The sequence below is a fragment of the Streptomyces sp. NPDC057616 genome (assembly GCF_042800575.1).
Classification (GTDB): Bacteria; Actinomycetota; Actinomycetes; order Streptomycetales; family Streptomycetaceae; genus Streptomyces.
The window spans coordinates 9,150-10,462 of sequence record NZ_JBHVGU010000084.1; the positions used below are offsets into that span (position 1 = coordinate 9,150).

1 pseudogene is annotated in these 1,313 nt (G+C 78.4%); it reads left to right on the forward strand.

The features are described from left to right. Positions 1-1,313, forward strand: a pseudogene (locus ACFU97_RS45820) (SMC family ATPase); the annotation flags it as partial.

Here is a 1,313-nt window from a genome sequence, read left to right on the forward strand (position 1 = left end):
TTTGGGTCTGAGGGAGGCTGCGGACCCTGAGCACCTGTGGGCCGCCGCCGCTGAGACCCGACCGTGGGCGCTGCTGCCCGAAATTTACGCCGGCGCCGGTGCCGCAGGCCTCGCGGCGGCGGCCCGCCGCAGCGCCGAGGAGCTCGGCGGCCTGGAGTCCGCCCGCCGCGCCGAGCAGCGGCTGACCGCACTCGTCGCGGAGCGCGCCGACCTGGACCGGCAGGAGCGCGCCGACGAGGACGTGCTCCAGGAGGCCGAGGCCTGGCTCGGGGACTGGGAGGCGACCCGCGCCGGACTCCAGACCCGGATCGAATCCGCGCAGGAGGCCGCGACCAGGGCCGAACAGCTCGGCGTGCAGCGCGAACCCGCGCAGCGCAGGCTCGGCGCGGCCCGCCAGCGCGACGCGTTCGCCCGTGACACCGAGGACGCCCACGCGCGGGTGCAGGCCGCCCGCGAACGGGCCACCGAGGCCCGCGCCCACTGGCTCGACCTCAAGGAACAGCGGCTCACCGGCATCGCCGCCGAGCTTGCCGCGAACCTCGCCGACGGCGAGCCGTGCGCCGTCTGCGGAGCCACCGAGCACCCCGCGCCCGCGCGCAAGGTCGACGGGCACGTCGACCGCGAGGCGGAGGAGCGCGCCCTCGCGGCCTACCAGCACGCCGACGAACGGCGCGCCGAGGAGGAACGCCGCCTCGGCGTCGTACGCGAGGCGCTCGCCGCCGCCACCGCCGAGGCGGGCGACACCCCGACGGCCCGGCTCGCCGAAGAGGTCGAGGAGCTGGAGCGCCTGTACGGCCTGGCGCGGGCCGGCGCCGGTGCCCTGCACGCGGCGCACGAGGAGCTGCGGCAGGCGGAACAGGAGCACGAGCGGCGGACCGCGGTACGTCAGCAGGCGGCGGTCCGGGCCGCCTCCCGCGTCGGCCACCGCGACCGGCTCGACCGTGAACGGGCGGATCTGGAAGAGGAGTTGGCGCTGGCGCGCGGCACGGCGGCGAGCGTCGCCGCGCGGGCGGCGCAGCTGGAGCGGCAGGCCGCGCTGCTCACCGAGGGCGCCGACACCGCGCGGGCCGCCGAGGACACCGCACAGCGGCTGAAGGACGCCGACTCCCGGCTCTCCGACGCCGCCTTCCGCGCCGGCTTCGAGACCCCGCAGGCCGCGGCCGCCGCACTGCTCGACGCCGCCGCCCACCGGGAGCTGCAACACCGCCTGGACGCCCGGCAGTCGGAGGAGGCCGCCGTGCGTGCCGTCCTCGCCGAGGCCGACACCGCGGCCGCCGCCCAGCGGCCGGCCGCCGACGTCGACACGGCGGAAC